17 protein-coding genes, 1 tRNA gene and 2 riboswitches are annotated in these 16688 nt (G+C 60.9%); of the genes, 9 read left to right on the top strand and 9 right to left on the bottom strand.

Features of this window, described 5'->3' with window-relative positions:
* Positions 1-151: 151 nt before the first annotated feature.
* From ACQY1L_RS16245 to tesB, 3 genes are all read right to left on the bottom strand, one after another.
* Positions 152-1513, bottom strand: coding sequence for an ammonium transporter (locus ACQY1L_RS16245; protein ID WP_062462266.1), 1362 nt, complete (start codon positions 1511-1513; stop codon positions 152-154).
* Positions 1514-1541: 28 nt separating this feature from the next.
* On the bottom strand, positions 1542-1892 hold the full coding sequence (locus ACQY1L_RS16240; protein WP_062462263.1) for a P-II family nitrogen regulator: 351 nt from the start codon (positions 1890-1892) through the stop codon (positions 1542-1544).
* Between the two features lie 210 nt (positions 1893-2102).
* Positions 2103-2990: an acyl-CoA thioesterase II gene (gene tesB / locus ACQY1L_RS16235; RefSeq protein WP_430241782.1), complete on the bottom strand. Its 888-nt coding sequence runs from the start codon at positions 2988-2990 to the stop codon at positions 2103-2105.
* 114 nt (positions 2991-3104) lie between these two features.
* On the opposite strand from tesB, the gene ACQY1L_RS16230 reads away from it, so the two are divergent.
* A complete protein-coding gene (locus tag ACQY1L_RS16230; protein WP_430241780.1) occupies positions 3105-4319 on the top strand; it encodes a ubiquinone biosynthesis hydroxylase in 1215 nt (404 codons plus the stop codon).
* A 26-nt stretch (positions 4320-4345) separates the two neighbouring features.
* Here the strand turns inward: ACQY1L_RS16230 and ACQY1L_RS16225 are convergent, their stop codons facing one another.
* The 4 genes from ACQY1L_RS16225 to ACQY1L_RS16210 all read right to left on the bottom strand — a co-directional run bounded on the left by ACQY1L_RS16225 (position 4346) and on the right by ACQY1L_RS16210 (position 6978).
* Positions 4346-4534: a Trm112 family protein gene (locus tag ACQY1L_RS16225; RefSeq protein WP_062462256.1), complete on the bottom strand. Its 189-nt coding sequence runs from the start codon at positions 4532-4534 to the stop codon at positions 4346-4348.
* 14 nt (positions 4535-4548) lie between these two features.
* Positions 4549-5223 carry an LON peptidase substrate-binding domain-containing protein gene (locus tag ACQY1L_RS16220; RefSeq protein ID WP_062462253.1) on the bottom strand — a complete coding sequence of 225 codons (675 nt, stop codon included), beginning with the start codon at positions 5221-5223 and terminating at the stop codon, positions 4549-4551.
* Between the two features lie 162 nt (positions 5224-5385).
* The gene (gene trxA, locus ACQY1L_RS16215) at positions 5386-6399 is read right to left on the bottom strand and encodes a thioredoxin (protein WP_062462250.1); all 1014 of its coding nucleotides are present in this window, start codon (positions 6397-6399) and stop codon (positions 5386-5388) included.
* Between the two features lie 81 nt (positions 6400-6480).
* Positions 6481-6978, bottom strand: coding sequence for a prolyl-tRNA synthetase associated domain-containing protein (locus tag ACQY1L_RS16210; RefSeq protein ID WP_062462247.1), 498 nt, complete (start codon positions 6976-6978; stop codon positions 6481-6483).
* Positions 6979-7028: 50 nt separating this feature from the next.
* On the opposite strand from ACQY1L_RS16210, the gene ACQY1L_RS16205 reads away from it, so the two are divergent.
* Complete coding sequence (locus tag ACQY1L_RS16205) at positions 7029-7241, top strand: hypothetical protein (protein WP_162734794.1); 213 nt, start codon at positions 7029-7031, stop codon at positions 7239-7241.
* A tRNA-Gly gene (locus ACQY1L_RS16200) sits at positions 7242-7316 on the top strand.
* Positions 7317-7443: 127 nt separating this feature from the next.
* Here ACQY1L_RS16200 and ACQY1L_RS16195 read toward each other — a convergent pair.
* Positions 7444-8466, bottom strand: a complete 1023-nt coding sequence (locus ACQY1L_RS16195; RefSeq protein WP_430241776.1) for an aldose epimerase family protein — start codon at positions 8464-8466, stop codon at positions 7444-7446.
* 121 nt (positions 8467-8587) lie between these two features.
* The gene (gene metA / locus ACQY1L_RS16190) at positions 8588-9511 is read right to left on the bottom strand and encodes a homoserine O-acetyltransferase MetA (RefSeq protein ID WP_062581576.1); all 924 of its coding nucleotides are present in this window, start codon (positions 9509-9511) and stop codon (positions 8588-8590) included.
* Between the two features lie 62 nt (positions 9512-9573).
* Positions 9574-9651: riboswitch (SAM riboswitch) on the bottom strand.
* 118 nt (positions 9652-9769) lie between these two features.
* Between metA and ACQY1L_RS16185 the strand changes: the two genes are divergently transcribed.
* The 6 genes from ACQY1L_RS16185 (at position 9770) to ACQY1L_RS16160 (ending at position 16529) form a co-directional block, all read left to right on the top strand.
* Positions 9770-10420: a thiamine diphosphokinase gene (locus ACQY1L_RS16185; RefSeq protein WP_430241774.1), complete on the top strand. Its 651-nt coding sequence runs from the start codon at positions 9770-9772 to the stop codon at positions 10418-10420.
* Positions 10421-10427: 7 nt separating this feature from the next.
* Complete coding sequence (locus ACQY1L_RS16180; RefSeq protein WP_430241771.1) at positions 10428-12242, top strand: ABC-F family ATP-binding cassette domain-containing protein; 1815 nt, start codon at positions 10428-10430, stop codon at positions 12240-12242.
* A 168-nt stretch (positions 12243-12410) separates the two neighbouring features.
* A complete protein-coding gene (locus ACQY1L_RS16175) occupies positions 12411-12884 on the top strand; it encodes a response regulator (protein WP_062462225.1) in 474 nt (157 codons plus the stop codon).
* Between the two features lie 167 nt (positions 12885-13051).
* Positions 13052-13159, top strand: a riboswitch (TPP riboswitch).
* Between the two features lie 27 nt (positions 13160-13186).
* Positions 13187-14224: a thiamine ABC transporter substrate binding subunit gene (thiB, locus tag ACQY1L_RS16170; RefSeq protein ID WP_430241769.1), complete on the top strand. Its 1038-nt coding sequence runs from the start codon at positions 13187-13189 to the stop codon at positions 14222-14224.
* A 15-nt stretch (positions 14225-14239) separates the two neighbouring features.
* The gene (gene thiP / locus ACQY1L_RS16165) at positions 14240-15862 is read left to right on the top strand and encodes a thiamine/thiamine pyrophosphate ABC transporter permease ThiP (RefSeq protein WP_430241767.1); all 1623 of its coding nucleotides are present in this window, start codon (positions 14240-14242) and stop codon (positions 15860-15862) included.
* On the top strand, positions 15855-16529 hold the full coding sequence (locus ACQY1L_RS16160) for an ATP-binding cassette domain-containing protein (RefSeq protein ID WP_174197182.1): 675 nt from the start codon (positions 15855-15857) through the stop codon (positions 16527-16529). The genes thiP and ACQY1L_RS16160 overlap by 8 nt, the downstream gene beginning before the upstream one ends.
* The last annotated feature ends 159 nt before the right edge of the window (positions 16530-16688 follow it).

The raw sequence follows: 16688 nt of genomic DNA, 5'->3' as shown, positions 1-16688 counted from the left end.
GCAGAATACCCCCGCGATGGTTAACGCGACTTTAACCAAGATTGATCGGCTGGAATTCGCTTGGCAAAACGCAAAAGCCCGGACCAAAGGCCCGGGCTTGAGTGATGGCCATCAGAGATTGACGCTGCCTTCGAGAGGCAGTTGCAGCCTCTTACGAGTGGTAGGCAGCTTCGCCGTGCGAGGCGAGATCGAGACCTTCGCGTTCTGCTTCCACGGTGACGCGCAGGCCGACGACGAGATCGACGATCTTGTAGATGACCAGCGAGCCGATACCGCACCACGCGATGGTGACGAGAACGGCATAGACCTGGGTCATGAACTGACCGCCCATCGTGACGCCTTCGGCATAGCCGATACCGCCGAGCGAGGCGGATGCGAAGATGCCCGTGGCAAGAGCGCCGAACAGGCCGCCGATGCCGTGGACGCCGAACACGTCTGCCGTGTCGTCATAGCCGAACTTGTTCTTGATGACGGCAACGAAGAAGTAGCACAGAGGCGAGACGATCAGGCCCATGACGATGGCGCCCATCGGACCGGCAATGCCGGCAGCCGGCGTGATGGCGACGAGACCGGCGATCATGCCCGAGACAGCACCGAGCAGCGAAGCCTTGCCGCGGGTGAAGGTTTCGACAACGCACCACGAGAGAACGGCTGCAGCGGTTGCAACAAAGGTGTTGACCGTTGCGAGCATTGCGCCGCCCGAAGCTTCGAGGTTGGAGCCTGCGTTGAAGCCGAACCAGCCGACCCAGAGCATTGCAGCGCCGACCAGCGTCAGCGTCATCGAATGCGGGGCCATCATGTCCTTGCCGTAGCCGGTACGCTTGCCGACCATGATCGCACCGATCAGACCTGCAAGACCTGCATTGATGTGAACGACGGTGCCGCCGGCAAAGTCAAGCGCGCCCCAGCCGAAGATCAGGCCGTTTGCGTCCCAGACCATGTGGGCGATCGGGAAGTAGACGAAGGTAACCCACAGGATGCAGAACAGGATCGAAGCCGAGAACTTGATGCGCTCGGCGAAGGCGCCAATGATCAGTGCAGGCGTCAGAGCCGCAAAGGTCATCTGGAACATCACGAAGATGAATTCCGGAATGACCACGCCGTCGGAGAAGGTTGCAGCCGTCGAGTCCATGTTGACACCCGACAGGAACATTTTCGCCGTACCACCCCAGAAGGCGGAGGTGCTGCCACCGAAGGCGAAGGAATAGCCGTAGGTGACCCAGATGATCATGATGGCGGCGCCGGCAACGGTGCACTGCATCAGGACCGACAGCATGTTCTTGGTGCGGACGAGGCCGCCGTAAAACAGGGCGATGCCCGGCATCAGCATGAACAGCACGAGAAGCGTGCAGATGAACATGAACGCGGTGTCGCCCTTGTCGGCAACCGGGGCCGCAGCCGCGGCAGCGACTGCCGGTGCGGCAGCGTCCTGCGCAAAGGCGACGGCGGGCGCGGCGAAGGCCGCAGCCGCGGCACCGAGGCGCCCGAGAGTGGAAAATTTAGTGAATTGCATAGCTTGAAGACTCCCCTGTCAGCCGTTCTTACAGCGCTTCAGTATTGGTTTCGCCGGTGCGAATGCGCACGGCCTGCTCGATCGAATAGACAAAGATCTTGCCGTCGCCGATCTGGCCGGTCTTGGCGGAAGAGGCGATTGCTTCAACGGCTTTTTCGACGAGGTCGGTCGGAACCGCGATCTCGATTTTCAGCTTCGGCAGGAAGCTGACCGCATATTCCGTCCCACGGTAGATTTCCGTGTGTCCCTTCTGGCGTCCGTAGCCCTTTACTTCGGTCACGGTAAGGCCCTGGATACCGACAGCGGTGAGGGCTTCGCGCACCTCATCCAGCTTGAATGGCTTGATAATGGCCATTACAATTTTCATCTGGCTTCCCATCCTTTGTTGCTCGGCTCGGGGCCGATTCTCCTGGATCACTGCCTGATCAAGAGCAGCGACTGACATGACACATTCAAGGGTCATGCCAGTTTGAGAAGCCAGATTAAGTTATTGATAAGAATGACCCTTTCAGAACGTCGCCAAATAACGGGCAACGCGCCGGCCAAATTGCGGCGAAAACTTGTGCAGTTTTCTCAAAATGCCCAAATATTATTCATTTGCTCTTTTACGAATCAAACCTTCTTGCGCGACGGATGCGACGAGCTCGCCGGATCGACTGTAGATTGCGCCGCGGGTCATGCCGCGCGCGCCGGATGCGCTGGGACTGTCCTGCGAATAGAGCAGCCAGTCGTCGAAACGGATCGGACGGTGGAACCACATCGCATGGTCGATACTCGCGGCCTGGATGGTTGGATCGAAGATCGAGGTGCCGTGCGGATAGAGAGATGCATCGAGAAGCGTCATGTCGGAGAGATAGGCAAGCAACGCCGCCTGGATCGTCCGGTCGTCCGGCACCGGGCCGGTGGTCCTCACCCAGATATCCTGGCGCGGCTCCAGCTTCTCCTTGGACAGATAATGCGCAAGCGACGTCGGCCGCATCTCGATCGGACGCTCGCGCGACCAGTAGCGTCGGACGGCATCCGAGCCGTGCTTCAGGAACATCTGCTTGAATTCGCTTTCCGGCATCAGCTCTTCCGGCATGGCGACGGGCGGCATCGACATCTGATGGTCGTAACCGCCTTCGTCGATCTGGAACGAAGCGGACATCGAAAAGATGGCATGACCATGCTGGATGGCGACAATCCGTCTCGTGGTGAAGCTCGACCCGTCCCTGATACGCTCCACTTGGTATATGATCGGCACCAGCGGATCTCCAGGCCGCAGGAAATAGGCATGCAGCGAGTGCACGAAGCGATCGCTGGCCACCGTCCGCTGTGCCGCAACCAGCGCCTGGCCGATCACCTGTCCCCCGAACACTCTCTGCCATCCCGTGTCGGGGCCGGTCCTGCCGCGAAACAGGTTCTCCTCCAGCTTTTCGAGGTCGAGTACGGTCAGCAGTGCGCTGATGGGATCGATCGGGGTAGAAGAACTCGACATTAAGACGGACTCCGGCGGTAGGAAGCGGGCACTTGATGATCTATATCTAAGGCTAAGCGTTTCGAGCTCAAATGGAAACGCCACGAAGTCTTTGACGTGCTCGGGAGTTTTTCAATGCTGGACATGCTGGTTGTGGGTGGTGGTTATGTGGGCCTTGCGGCGGCGGTCGCGGTCAAGCAGGCGGCGCCGCATCTGGAGGTCCAGGTCGTCGAGGCCGCACCGGCCGGTGTCTGGGAAAAGGACGAGCGAGCCTCCGCGATCATCGCGGCCGCCAGCCAGATGCTCGACATCCTCGGCACCTGGGACGAAATATTGCCGCACGCCCAGCCGATCAACCGGATGATCGTCACCGACAGCCGGACATCCGATCCGGTCCGCCCGGTCTTTCTCACCTTCGACGGCACGATCCAGGCAGGCAAGCCCTTCGCCCACATGGTACCGAACGTCGCGATGGTGCGGGCCCTGCGCGGCGCCGCCGAACGGCTCGGCGTATCGATCCGTCACAGCCTTTCCGCCACCGGCTTCGAGACGACCGCAACGCATACGACCGTGAAATTTTCCGATGGCTCGACCGAGGAAACCCGCCTTCTCGTTGCCTGCGACGGCGTGCGCTCGAAGCTGCGCGACATGGCCGGTATCCGCACTGTCAACTGGACATACGACCAGTCCGGCATCGTCGCGACGGTTGCCCATGAACGCGACCACGAAGGCGTGGCGGAAGAGCATTTCCTGCCGTCCGGCCCGTTCGCCATCCTGCCGCTCACCAACAATCGCTCGTCGCTGGTCTGGACGGAGCGCACCGATGCCGCCGAGCGCCTGATGGCATCGGACGACTTGATCTTCGAGGAAGAGCTGCAGCGGCGCTTCGGCCACAAGCTGGGCGAGATCCGGCTGGTCGGCGGTCGCAAGGCCTATCCGCTCAGCCTCACCCTGTCGCGTGCCTTTGTCGCACCGCGCTTCGCGCTTGCCGGCGATGCCGCCCACGGCATTCATCCGATCTCCGGCCAGGGTCTCAACCTCGGCTTCAAGGATGTCGCAGCGCTTGCCGAGACGATCGTCGAGGCGGATCGCCTCGGCCTCGACATCGGCTCGCTCAATGTGCTCGAGCGCTACCAGTCGTGGCGGCGTTTCGATACGTTCCGGATGGGCGTGACGACGGATGTGCTGAACCGGCTGTTTTCCAACGACGTCACGCCAATCCGTATCGCCCGCGATTTCGGCTTGGGCGTCGTGGAGCGGCTTCCGAAGATCAAGGATTTCTTCATCGGCCAGGCCGCCGGAACGACGGTGAAGGACAACCCGAAACTGCTGAGCGGCCGATCGATCTGAAGGTTGCTCACAGCTCGATCTGAAGGCTAGTCCTCGAGCTTGCGGGCTTCCGACATGAGCATGATCGGGATCCCGTCGCGGATCGGATAGGCAAGGCGCGCGCCTTGCGACACGAGCTCGTTGTTTTCGCGATCGAGTGACAGCCTGCCCTTGGTCATCGGGCAGACGAGAAGATCGAGCAGTTTCGGGTCCACCTTGCTGAGTTTTTCGTCCATGACCGGCCTTTGCCCTACTGCAGCACGTTCGCTGTCCCGGATCCCTGCGCAAGCAGGATCTCGGTGATTGCGATCAACGTATCAGCCCGGCTCTTCAGATCCGGTGCCTCCAGAAGCGCCTGCTTCTCGGCAGGGCCAAAGGGCGACATCATCGACAGCGAATTCACCAGCGTCCGGTTTCCGGCCCGCTCGATGCTTTCCCAGTCCGCCTCCAGCTTGTTGGCGTCGAGATAGGCTTTGAAGACGCGGAGCAATTCCGGCCGGTTGACGGCTTTTTCGTCATCCTCGTCGGTCAGATCGGACAGGAAAGGCGCGTGTCTGAATTTGCGGAACGGATGGCCGCCACCGATCTCATCGAGCAGCCTGAAGCGGCAGATCCCGCTGAGCGAAATGATGTAGCGGCCATCGCCGGTTTCGGCAAAGGACGTGATCCGGCCGGCGCAACCGATCGACGACAGCGCCGAGCGCCCGCCGCCGAGCGGCTCGTCCGGTTCCATCAATGATGGCTGCACGATGCCGATCAACCTGTCGCCCGCAAGCGCTGCATCGAACAGGGACAGATAACGCGGCTCGAAGATATTGAGAGGAAGCTGGCCTCCCGGCAGGAGCAAAGCCCCAGTCAGCGGAAAGACCGGGATCGTTTCCGGAAGATCCTCCCGCTTCAGATAGCGCGCGTTTCCCACATGCATTGGTCCGATACCTCCCAGACCACATTCACCGGACAAAAATGTCTGTCCGAATCTGGCCGTTGTCCAAACCTGGCCGTTCAGCCAAACCTATAAAACTAATGTGGGGCATCGTCGCCGGAACGCAAGGCTGCGATCCGGCTTAGCGATCAATCGGCAACACAATCAGGAGAACAGGATCGACGAAAGGCGGCGGCGCCCGGAAATCGTAGCCGGATCTTTCGGCCCCCAGACCTCGAAGAATTGCAGCAGCTGCCGGCGCGCGCCATCGTCGTCGAAGGTGCGGTCCTTGCGCATGATGGTCAGCAGGTGATCGGCCGCCTTTTCGCGTTCGCCCTGGACGTTGAGGATCTTGGCGAGGCTCACGCGGGCCTCGTGATCGTCGGGGTTGGCGGCAAGCTGCTGCTCGAGTGCGACAGGGTCACCCAGTTTGCGTGCTTCCTCGATTTGCTCCAGCTTCTTGGCGACCGCCTGTATTGCGGGATCGGCAGCCATCTCTTCGGGCAGGGAGGCGAGCATCTCGCCGGCGCGGGCCGTTTCGCCCATGCCGATCAGGCACTGCATCATGCCGGCCGCAGCCTTGGGGTTTTCCGGGTCGGCCTGCAGCACGGCGCCGTAGAGCTGGGCAGCGCCCTGTATATCGTCCTGTCCGAGCAGGGTTTCGGCATCGCCGAGCACCGCCTCGATCTCGGCCGCCTGGTCCATGCCCTCGGGACCTGCGACCTTTTCAATGAATTCGCGGATCTGGCTTTCCGGAATGGCGCCCATGAACCCGTCGACCGGACGGCCATCGGCAAAGGCGATCACGGCCGGGATCGACTGGATCCCGAGCTGTCCCGCGATCGAGGGATGGTCGTCAATGTTCATCTTGACGAGCCTGACGCGACCCTGGGCTTCGTTGACGACCTTTTCGATGACGGGCGTCAGCTGCTTGCACGGACCGCACCAGGGCGCCCAGAAATCGACGAGAACCGGCTGGCTGCGCGATGCCTCGATCACGTCCTTGCCGAAGCCTGCGGTTGTCGTGTCCGAGATATAGCTACCGGCAGCAGCAGGGGCAGAGGAAGCCGCGGGCGCTGGGGCCGCTGCAGGCGTCGAACCGAAGTTCACCGTCGCGTTTTGGCCGCCGTAGTTACCGGCGCCATAGGAGCCACCATAAGGATTGTTCGTGCCGCTCATGAAAGTGTTCTCCCGGAAAAAGTCCAATCGGCACACGGCCGATGCGCATTATGTCTTACTCTGAATTGCAAAGATCGTATGTCAGCCCGTCACTTTCAAGACAAGCGGCGTATGGCCCGTCGCCTCCAGAAAGCGGATAAGATCGTCGCGACCGATCGACGTCGTCGCATCGTTTGAGAGTGGATGGCCATTGATCACCTCTTCGCGCATGAGGTCTTCGTCGAGCACGAAGGTGACGTTGTTATCCGTGTCGTTCAGCGCGCCGAACACGGTGACGGAGCCCGGCACGACGCCGAGAAATTCCAGCATCTTTTCAGGATTGCCGAACGAGACGCGACTGGACGCACCGATCACCTTGTGGACGGTCTTTAGATCGACGCTGGCGTTTTCTTCGACCGTGATGACGAAGAACTGGTCCTTCTTGTCTTTGACGAACAGGTTCTTGGTATGCCCGCCCGGGATCTCGTCACGCAGACTGGCTGATTCCGATACCGTAAACACCGGTGCATGCGCTTTCGTCTTGTGGGCAATATCGAGGCTATCGAGAAAGGCGAACAGGTCTTCTGCAGTTTTTGGCATGATCGATCTTGGCTGCTCTTGAGGTGTTGGCCCCGGCCGGCGGGGTAAGGATGGCGGACTATAGACAGATTGTTCCGACCGGCCAAGATGCACGCCTGGGCGCAAACCCTTGTTTCGCAGGGACTTTCAAAGCGCCTGAAAAATTCTTCATCGAGATCGTCATTTCCCTGTTGCATTTAAAAAAAGTCTGGGCCATATACCGCCCGTCGCCGGCAACGAGCGGCACCGACGATCCAGACTACCACCGGGTCGACGGTTTATGAGCGGGTGTAGCTCAGTGGTAGAGCACAACCTTGCCAAGGTTGGGGTCGAGGGTTCGAATCCCTTCGCCCGCTCCAAATTTTCCCAACAAACAAAAAGTAATGACGACGGCGCGGATGGGCCAAGGCTCAGCATTGTCGGTCGTATGTCCGCCACCAGTAGCGGGACAGAGGCCACCTTGTGGCAGCCTCCGCTCTCACGGCCTCAGCTCTTCGAAAAAACGTAGTCGGTTTCCTGGCGCAGGGTTTCGCCTGGGCGAAGCACCGCATTGGGGAAGGTCTCGTGGTTGATGGCGTCCGGCCAGACCTGGGTTTCCAGGCAGAAGCCGGAGTAAGGCGCGTAGTGGCGGCCGTCCATGCCCGGCACCGGCACGGCGAGCTTGACGCCGGCGTAGAACTGGACCCCAGGCTCCGTCGTGCGAACCTCGAGAGAGACGCCCGAATACAGGCTGCGGGCAAGTGCGACCGAGCGCTTGGCGGTCCTCTCCTCCGAAAGGCAGTAGTTGTGATCGAACGGCACCTGCTCGCCATCGGCACCGGTCCGCTGGATCGGACCCATCTCGCTCAGGTCGAACGTGGTGCCGGCAAGCGGCATCAGGACGCTGGTCGGCACCATCCTTTCATCCACCGCCGTCAGCTCAGCCGCGGCGATCATCATGTCGTGGCCGAAAATGTCGGGACGACCGTCGAGATTGAAATAGGAGTGCTGGCAGACGTTGGCGGGCGTTGGCTGGTCGGTCACCGTGTCGTAGATCACCGAAAGCACCCCGTCTTCCATCAGCTGGTAGGTCGCAGTGACGGTGCAATTGCCGGGATATCCGGCGCGTCCATCCGGGTCGGTGATCTGCAGCACGACTCGGTCTTCCGCGTGATCGACGATCGACCAGATGCGCCGGGCGATACCGTCGGATCCGCCGTGCAGATGGGTAATGCCGTCTTCGTTGAGCTCCAGCTCATACTCGGTGCCGTCGATCGCGAAGCGGCCATCGCCAATGCGATTGGCACAGCGACCCGGCGTGGCGCCGAAATAGGGAGAATAGGCCTCATAGTCCGCAAAATTGTCGAACCCCAGCACCAAAGGCGGCTCGTGGCCGGCAAGCCGCAGATCCTGAATAACCGAGCCCCAGGTGAGAACCTGGGCTGTCAGCCCGCCGCCCGACAGCGTGATCCGATGCACCGCCTCGCCGCTCTTCGTCGTGCCGAAAATCTCGAATTCATGACCCGTCATAACCCATCTCCCGAATGTTTGCGGCAAACTGCGTGATTTCGGTCAAAGCTGCAACGAGGCCAGCGGAAAAATCCGTCAGGCTATCATCCAGCAAGGATGACGGGGCAGAAACCGGCCTCCATCACTCGGTGCCGATTTTTTCGACGTCGTAAGGCGTCGTCTGGTAGATCTCGTTAATCCAGTTTCCAAACAGCAGATGCGCATGACCGCGCCAGCGGTTGAGCGGAGCCAGCGTATCGTCGTTGTGCGGAAAATAGTCGTGCGGCATCTTGATCGGTATGCCGGCATCGACATCGCGGAAATACTCGTCGGCGAGCGAGGTGGAATCGTATTCCACGTGATTGAACATGAACAACCGCCGGCCGGCCCGCTCATGCACGAGGCAGAGGCCCATCTCGTCGGATTCCATCAGGATCTCGAGATCGTTGCCGGCCTTTTCAACATCCTCCCGACGAACTTCCGTCCAGCGCGACACCGGCACCTGGAAATCGTCGGAGAAGCCGTTGAGGTAGACGGAGGCCGGCGACAGGTTGCGGTGGCGATAGACCCCGAATGCCTTTTCCTTCAGCCCGTGCTTTGGAACGCCGTGGAAATGATAGATGGCGGCCATCGCTCCCCAGCAGACATTCATGGTGGAATGCACGTTGGTGGTGGTCCAGTCGAAGATTTCCTTCATCTCCTGCCAGTAGGTGACATCCTCGTATGGCAGGGTTTCCACCGGCGCGCCGGTGATGATGAAACCATCGAACTTGCGGTGCTTCACCTCTTCCCACGTTTCGTAGAACGACAGGAGATGGTCTTCCGACGTGTTCTTGGCCTTGTGGCCGCCGATGCGAACCAGGGAGAATTCGACCTGCAGCGGCGAGGCGCCGACAAGGCGCGCCATCTGCACCTCGGTCTTGATCTTGTTGGGCATGAGATTGAGAAGCCCGATCTGCAGTGGCCGGATGTCCTGCCTGACCGCCATCGTTTCGGTCATCACGCGCACGCCCTCGGAAACGAGCGTGTTGAAGGCAGGCAGCGTATCGGGGATCTTGATCGGCATCTCTTCAACCCAAAAACAAAAAGCCGGCACGAAGAATCGCAGCCGGCCCGTGGGAAGTTTTTGAAACTCTTCTCGCGGCCCTTTAGCGACTTTTTTTACGTGGCTGCAAGCCGGCCGGCCAAATCACCACGGAATTTCGACTTTTCAAATAATCCTTGCCACGCCCGCCGTCAATGGGAGCAAAAATGACCGCTTTCGCACGAACAGTGCGACACGCGCCTTTCCCTTGCCAGCCGCTTTAGGATATGGGCATGGGCAATGGCCAACTCGACCTTCACGATCCTGCTCGGCGGTGACCTCACCGTAACAGACCGACTGCAAAAGGCAGTTGCCGCAAGCCGCTTCATCGCGGCCGACAGCGGCATGCGGCATGCGCAGGCGCTGGGTGTGATGCCGGAGCTCTGGGTGGGCGATTTCGATTCCTCCGACGCAGACCTGATCGAGCGCTATCCCGATGTCGAGCGCCGGACCTATCCGCCGGAAAAGAACGAGACGGACGGCGAGATTGCGACGGCTGAAGCGATCGAACGCGGCGCGACGCGGCTGATCCTGATCGGCGCGCTGGGCGGAGAACGCTCCGACCACGCGCTCCAGCATTTTTTGCATGCGATGAGCCTTGCCGAACGCGGCCATGACGTTTTCCTGACATCCGGCGAGGAAGAGGCTGTGCCCTTTCTCACCGGCACGATGACGCTCGACCTGCCCAAGGGCGCGTTGTTTTCCGTTATCGGTTTCACAGCCCTCGCAGGCCTCGACATTCACGGCGCGCGCTATCCTCTCAAGGATTACGCGCTGCCCTTCGGTTCCTCCCGCACCGTGTCCAACGTTGCAGAAGGGCCGGTCCAATTCCATTTACGTGACGGCAGGGCGATGATCCTTGCCCGTCCAAACGATTTTTCCGGAGCATAGACGCCGCATGGCACCGCCTATTCTGAAACTCGACGATATCGTTCTAACCTTCGGCGGCACGCCGCTTCTCAACGGAGCTGCCCTGCAGGTGGAGCCCGGCGACCGCATCTCTCTTGTCGGCCGCAACGGGTCGGGCAAATCGACGCTGATGAAGATCGCCGCCGGCATGGTGGAAGCGCAGTCGGGCGAGGTTTTCCGGCACCCCAATGCGACGATCCGCTATCTCGAACAGGCGCCGGATTTCGCTGGTTACAAAACCGTGCAGGCCTATGCGGAAGCGGGGCTTGGACCGGGCGACGACCCCTATCGCGTCACCTATCTCCTGGAGCATCTCGGCCTGACAGGAGAGGAAGATCCGGTCAGGCTTTCGGGCGGAGAAGCCCGACGTGCAGCACTTGTCCGCGTCATGGCACCGGAACCGGATATCCTGATGCTGGACGAGCCGACCAACCATCTCGATCTTCCGACCATCGAATGGCTGGAAGACGAGCTGCGCAAGACCCGCAGCGCGCTCGTCGTCATCAGCCATGACCGTCGCTTTCTCGAAAAGGTCTCCAACGCCACCGTCTGGCTCGACCGCGGTACGTCCCGCCGCCTGTCGCGCGGTTTCGGCCATTTCGAAGCCTGGCGCGATCAGGTTCTCGAAGAGGAAGAGATCGAGCAGCACAAGCTCGGCAAGGCGATCGAACGCGAAGAACACTGGATGCGCTACGGCGTGACCGCAAGGCGCAAGCGCAACATGCGCCGCGTCGGCGAACTGCAGGCCATGCGTGCCGACTACCGTGGCCACAAGGGACCGCAGGGCTCCGTCCAGGCCTCCGTCGCCGAAGGTCGCGAGTCCGGCAAGTTGGTGGTGGAAGCGGAAAACATCACCAAGACCTTTGACAAGCCGATCGTCGCGCCATTCTCGATCCGCATCCATCGCGGCGACCGGATCGGCCTGGTCGGCCCGAATGGTGCTGGCAAGACGACGCTGCTGAAGATGCTGACGGGCCAGCTCGCCCCCGACGGCGGCTGGATCAAGCTCGGCACCAATCTCGAGATTGCCACGCTCGACCAGAAGCGCGAGGACCTCGATCCCGCCGACACGCTGTCCCATTACTTGACAGACGGCCGCGGCGAAACGCTGCTGGTCAACGGCGAACAGCGGCATGTGGCGGGCTACATGAAAGACTTCCTGTTCCAGCCGGAACAGATCCGCACGCCGATCAAGAACCTCTCCGGTGGCGAGCGCGCGCGCCTGATGCTGGCCCGCATGCTGGCAAAGCCGTCGAACCTTCTGATCCTCGACGAACCGACCAACGACCTCGACATCGAGACGCTCGACCTGCTGCAGGAAATCGTCGCGGGCTATGCCGGCACCGTCATTCTCGTCAGCCATGACCGCGACTTTCTCGACCGCACCGTGACCTCGACGATCGCTCCGGTAGACCCGGATGCGCCGGACGGACGCTGGATCGAATATGCAGGCGGCTATACCGACATGCTGCAGCAGCGCAAAGGCATGGCCGACGAAAAGCGCCGCGCCGATAAGGCGGAAAAGGCGAAAACGGACAGCACTGCTCCGGCTGCGACCAAGACAAAGGGCAAGCTCTCCTTCAAGCAGAAGTTCGCGCTGGAAAACCTCCCCAAGGACATGGCCAAGGCGCAGGACGAGATCGCTACATCCGAACGGAAGATGGCCGATCCCAAACTCTTCGCCAAAGACCCGTCGGCGTTTTCAAAGCTCGCCGCAGAGACGGCAAAACTACGCGATCGTGTCGCCAAAATGGAAGAAGAATGGCTGGAGCTCGAGATGCTCCGAGAACAGATTGAAGGATAGTTAAAGAATTCCTATACTTAACAAATAAATATCCACCGTTTTATTTGTCGCGAGCCGGAACAAACATTCCCCGGTGACGTTCGGCATCCATCAAGTGGTCGAAATGCGTAGTGCGGTATGAATGCCGACATGCCGACCAGATGGAAACAAAACGGTTAGGAATGTCCAATGCTGACTAATGTGATGCGTCGTCGGCTGGCGAGTGATGCAATGGAACAGCGCGTTCTGATCGTCGAGGACGAATTCCTGATCGCGCTTGATGTTGCCGAGACTGTCGAGAGCATGGGTCTCAAGGTTGCAGGCTTTGCCAGCGCCCGCAAGCACGCCCTGTCGCTCGGTGCATACGCCGATATCGCGCTGGTCGACGTCAATCTCTCCGACGGCCGGACCGGTCCGGAAATCGGACGCGAACTCGCTGCCGAATACGGCCTGACGGTCATCTTCATGACGGCCAATCCGGAAGACGTGAAAGACGGCGTCGAGGGATCGCTCGGCGTTCTGACCAAGCCCGTCATGCCGCATGTGGTAGAGCAGACGATCGACTATGCGATCGCCAACCGTCTCGGCGGCATGGCGATCGTGCCGCGTGACCTCAAGATATTCCGCAACGACTCCCAGTCAGGCTACGCGCTCAACGCGTGAACCTTGTTGCCAAAGAACTACTAGCAAGAAAGCCGTCCGGCACCCCGGGCGGCTTTCTTGCTATCGCGACTGCTATCGCACGATGCCCCTCGGTCCTTGGCCATGAACGCAAGACGGCAGCGGTTCGACACCACTTGCCAGACAATTCCTTCACCGGTACATCTAGTCCCGCTCTAACGGGGTGCTGCGCGGTAAAGTGCGGCTGAGAGGCTTTCAGCCAACCCGCGGAACCTGATCCGGCTAACACCGGCGGAGGGATTAGACGGCTCACGCTCAGCGCCTATTCCCCTTGTAGATTGATTTTGAAGGAGGCGTTGATGCGCAAACTCTTGCTATCGCTCACCGTGGCTGCGGCCACCATCATCCTGTCGCCGGCCGCAAGGGCCGAGGACAAGGTGCTGACCATCTACACCTATGAAAGCTTCACCGCCGACTGGGGCCCCGGCCCCAAGGTGAAGGCGGCTTTCGAAAAGACCTGCGCCTGCAAGGTCGAATTCGTGGCTGTCGCCGATGGCGTCGCACTTCTGACCCGGCTGAAGCTGGAGGGTGAGACGACCAAGGCCGATATCGCGCTCGGGCTCGACACCAACCTGATTTCGGAGGCGAAGGCGACCGGCCTATTCGAACCGCATGGACTGCAGGCATCCTCCGGCAATGGCGGGATCAGCGTTCCCGGCAATTACGCCGACGATACGTTCCTGCCCTATGACTACGGTCATTTCGCCGTCGTCTACGACACGAAAACCATCAAGAACCCGCCGAAGAGCCTGAAGGAACTGGTGGAGGGCGATCCTTCGCAGAAGATCGCGATCGAAGATCCGCGCACCTCGACACCCGGCCTCGGCCTGCTTTTGTGGATGAAATCAGTCTATGGCGACAAGGCGCCGGAAGCCTGGGCAAAGCTGAAGGGCCGCATCCTGACCGTCACGCCCGGTTGGTCGGAAGCCTACGGCCTGTTTACCAAAGGCGAAGTGCCGATGGTGCTGTCCTATACGACCTCGCCTGCCTATCACATGGTGGAGGAGAACGAGAACCGTTACCAGGCGGCCGCGTTTTCCGAGGGCCATTACGTGCAGATCGAAGTGGCCGGCATGCTGAAGGGCGCCCGTGACAAGGATCTCGCCCGTGACTTCCTCAAATTCATGGTGTCGCAGGGTTTTCAGGACGTGATCCCCACTACCAACTGGATGATGCCGGTGACGAAGACGTCGCAGCCGCTGCCCGACGCTTTCGGCAAGCTGGTCATGCCGGAAAAGACACTCCTGATGGGATCCGACGAAGTCGCGAAGAACCGCCAGGCATGGATCGACGAATGGCTGAACGCCATGAGCATGAACTGATCGGCTGAACCGGGCATGCTGCTGACCGCTGCCGAGCGAAGACGGGGGATTTCCGGAGGGGTGCTGAGCCTCGTCGCGATCGCGCTTTTCGTCGGCATCGCGGTCTCGGCCCTGCTGCTCTGGGATGCCCCTGAAACGCAGGGGCAATTGTTCACGGCCTATACCGGCCGCATCCTGCAGTTCACGCTGTGGCAGGCGGTGCTCTCGACCCTGTTCTCTGTGTGTCTGGCGCTTCCCGTAGCGCTGTCACTGGCAAGACGGCCGCATTTCATCGGCCGTATCTGGATCGTGCGGCTGATGGCGTTGCCGATGGGTCTGCCGGTTCTGATCGGTGCGCTGGGTCTGATCGGCATCTGGGGGCGCCAGGGCGCGGTCAATAGTTTCCTCTCGACATTGGGGCTTGAGCAGCCGATCAGCATTTACGGCCTGACCGGTATTCTCCTCGCCCATGTCTTCTTCAACCTGCCGCTGGCCGCCCGCCTGTTTCTCGTGGCGCTCGAGCGGCAGCCTGCGGAATACTGGCTGCTCTCCACCAGCCTCGGCATGAAGCCGTTGTCGATCTTCCGTTTCATCGAGGGGCCCGCTCTCATCCGGGTCGTGCCGGGCATTGCCGGGCTGATCTTCATGCTCTGCGCCACCAGTTTCACGCTGGTCCTGATTCTGGGCGGCGGGCCGGCGGCGACGACGCTGGAAGTGGCGATCTACCAGTCGCTGCGCTTCGATTTCGATCCGCCGCGTGCCATCGGACTGGCGGTGCTACAGATCGCCGTGACGGGCCTGATCCTCGCCGCTCTCGCGTTTCTCCCCGCCCCCGACGGCACACATGTAACTGCCGGCCGCGCCACCCGCCGCTTCGATGGACGCACATGGGGCGCAAGGCTGTGGGACGGCTCAACCATCCTCGCTGCGACCCTGTTCCTCATCCTGCCGCTCGCCTCGATCGTCATTGCTGGCATCAAGGCCGATCTCTGGCGGCTGGCCTCAAGCCCCGCCTTCCTCAACGCGGCCTATACAAGCCTGTCGATCGCGCTCTTGTCCGGGCTGCTGGCCGTCAGCGTTGCATTGGCGATCATCCATGCGCGCATTGCCATAAGAGACCTCCGCCATCCCGGCATCCCGGCGCGTGGACTGGCGGCGATGCTCGGCGCGACGTCGTCGCTGGTGCTGCTGGTGCCGCCGGTGGTGATCGGGACAGGATGGTTCCTGCTGCTTCGACCTTTCGGGGATGTCTCGCGCTTCGCCCCGGCACTGGTCGCTGCCATCAACATGCTGATGGCGCTGCCCTTCGTGATGCGGGTGCTGGAACCGGCAATCGAGGATCATCGGCGTCAGACGGCACGGCTGACAGCGAGCCTCGGCGTTTCAGGTTTTTCGAGACTGCGGCGGATCGACCTGCCCTTCCTGATCGGTCCAATCCTTACGGCACTGTCGTTTGCCATGGCGCTCTCGCTCGGCGACCTTGGTGCTGTGGCACTGTTCGGATCCTCGGAACTAACGACCCTGCCTTGGCTCGTCTACAGCAGACTATCCAGCTACCGGACCAACGACGCCGACGGGCTTGCCCTGCTTTTAGGCGTGATATGTCTGGCGCTGACGATCCTCGGAAGTCTGAGCCGCCGAAGGGAATACGATGGCTGACAGCATCCGCCTGGAAAAGATCGCGCTGCAACTCGGCAGCAAACGGTTCAGCTTCGATATTGCCATGACCGGCGGCGCGATTACTGCCGTGACCGGCCCCTCGGGTTCGGGCAAGTCGACACTGCTGAACCTCATCGCGGGCTTCGAGATACCTGAGTCCGGCCGCGTCCTGATCGCGGGCGAGGACGTGACCCACGCGCACCCGTCTCAGCGGCCGATTTCGCTGGTGTTCCAGGACAACAATCTGTTCGCCCATCTCGACCTCCTCACCAATATCGGTCTCGGCGTCGATCCGTCCCTGAAGCTTTCGCGTGAGGACAGGATGAGAATATCGCACTCACTCGACCGCGTCGGGCTTGCCGGCTTCGAGACGCGCAAACCGGGAACGCTGTCCGGCGGCGAGCGGCAACGCGCGGCCTTCGCGCGGGTACTGGTGCGAAAGAGGCCCGTTTTGCTGATGGACGAGCCGTTTGCGGCGCTTGATCCCGAACTCAGGGCTTCGATGGCATCGCTGCTTCTGGACCTGCACCGCGAAACCGGCAATACGGTGGTGATCGTCAGCCACGACCGCGCCGAGGTTCAAAAGCTTGCCGATGTGGTGGTCGCCGTCGACGATGGCACGATCGTGAACTCCGCCGCAAACACGGCTATTCCTTACGCCCGCTAGAGGCCAGTCGACGGAGCGTCGTCACGAATAGAGACAGGCGAAAACCAACGTTATCGCAGTGCCACAATTTGGTCTTGCGGCGATGTCATCGCCTTGGTTTATCAGAAGTCAATTGCAAACGCGCCGGCTGAACCTATCTCTTTTATCTGTGCATGCGAT

The sequence above is a fragment of the Neorhizobium sp. DAR64862/K0K3 genome (assembly GCF_050500185.1).
GTDB lineage: Bacteria > Pseudomonadota > Alphaproteobacteria > Rhizobiales > Rhizobiaceae > Neorhizobium > Neorhizobium soli.
This window is presented reverse-complemented; position numbering and strand designations above follow the sequence as displayed.

Bases quoted from the DNA above. Each gene is read 5' to 3' on its own strand.
- ACQY1L_RS16160 (WP_174197182.1), top strand. From the start codon at position 15,855: ATGGCTGACAGCATCCGCCTGGAAAAGATCGCGCTGCAACTCGGCAGC.
- metA (WP_062581576.1), bottom strand. From the start codon at position 9,511: ATGCCGATCAAGATCCCCGATACGCTGCCTGCCTTCAACACGCTCGTT.
- thiP (WP_430241767.1), top strand. From the start codon at position 14,240: ATGCTGCTGACCGCTGCCGAGCGAAGACGGGGGATTTCCGGAGGGGTG.
- ACQY1L_RS16180 (WP_430241771.1), top strand. From the start codon at position 10,428: ATGGCACCGCCTATTCTGAAACTCGACGATATCGTTCTAACCTTCGGC.
- trxA (WP_062462250.1), bottom strand. From the start codon at position 6,399: ATGAGCGGCACGAACAATCCTTATGGTGGCTCCTATGGCGCCGGTAAC.
- ACQY1L_RS16195 (WP_430241776.1), bottom strand. From the start codon at position 8,466: ATGACGGGTCATGAATTCGAGATTTTCGGCACGACGAAGAGCGGCGAG.
- ACQY1L_RS16220 (WP_062462253.1), bottom strand. From the start codon at position 5,223: ATGCATGTGGGAAACGCGCGCTATCTGAAGCGGGAGGATCTTCCGGAA.
- ACQY1L_RS16185 (WP_430241774.1), top strand. From the start codon at position 9,770: ATGGCCAACTCGACCTTCACGATCCTGCTCGGCGGTGACCTCACCGTA.
- ACQY1L_RS16205 (WP_162734794.1), top strand. From the start codon at position 7,029: ATGGCGGACTATAGACAGATTGTTCCGACCGGCCAAGATGCACGCCTG.
- ACQY1L_RS16210 (WP_062462247.1), bottom strand. From the start codon at position 6,978: ATGCCAAAAACTGCAGAAGACCTGTTCGCCTTTCTCGATAGCCTCGAT.
- ACQY1L_RS16240 (WP_062462263.1), bottom strand. From the start codon at position 1,892: ATGGGAAGCCAGATGAAAATTGTAATGGCCATTATCAAGCCATTCAAG.
- tesB (WP_430241782.1), bottom strand. From the start codon at position 2,990: ATGTCGAGTTCTTCTACCCCGATCGATCCCATCAGCGCACTGCTGACC.
- ACQY1L_RS16225 (WP_062462256.1), bottom strand. From the start codon at position 4,534: ATGGACGAAAAACTCAGCAAGGTGGACCCGAAACTGCTCGATCTTCTC.
- ACQY1L_RS16175 (WP_062462225.1), top strand. From the start codon at position 12,411: ATGCTGACTAATGTGATGCGTCGTCGGCTGGCGAGTGATGCAATGGAA.
- ACQY1L_RS16230 (WP_430241780.1), top strand. From the start codon at position 3,105: ATGCTGGACATGCTGGTTGTGGGTGGTGGTTATGTGGGCCTTGCGGCG.
- ACQY1L_RS16245 (WP_062462266.1), bottom strand. From the start codon at position 1,513: ATGCAATTCACTAAATTTTCCACTCTCGGGCGCCTCGGTGCCGCGGCT.